A 405-nucleotide genomic window follows, 5' to 3' on the forward strand; every position below is an offset into this window, starting at 1 on the left:
ACGAAAATCGGACTTTGCTGCTCGCCATCGGTCTGGCTGTCGGCCGCAGGTCCGAACGAAAGGAGAGCGCGAGGCTGCTGCTGGATTTCCTCGTCTCCTACCGCTCGCAGCTGACGATCCGGCAAAACACGCTCAGCATCCCGAGTCTGAAGCCGGCCGCGGAATGGTCGGGTACCGAAATCATGTATCGGCCTTCGCGGTTTCACCTGTATCGCGAGATCATCCCTACCTTTGCCCTGTATAGCGCCTTGAAGCTGAGCATAGAGGAGCTTCAGACGTTCCAGAGGGAGGCAAGGCTGTACTGGTCGGAACTGGAAACGGAGGATGTGCTCCTGGAGCGGCTGGAGCGAGTGCTGTCGCGGACGGGGAGTGTCGCCGGGGACGGCCAGTAAACTGCGACAACTA

Annotated in this window: 1 pseudogene; it reads left to right on the forward strand. The window is 60.0% G+C overall.

Going from position 1 to position 405, the window contains the following annotated elements:
* Positions 1 to 392, forward strand: a pseudogene (locus tag FE784_RS41460) (extracellular solute-binding protein); the annotation flags it as partial.
* Positions 393 to 405 lie beyond the last annotated feature (13 nt).

The organism is Paenibacillus hemerocallicola (assembly GCF_006265175.1).
Taxonomy (GTDB): domain Bacteria; phylum Bacillota; class Bacilli; order Paenibacillales; family NBRC-103111; genus Paenibacillus_AB; species Paenibacillus_AB hemerocallicola.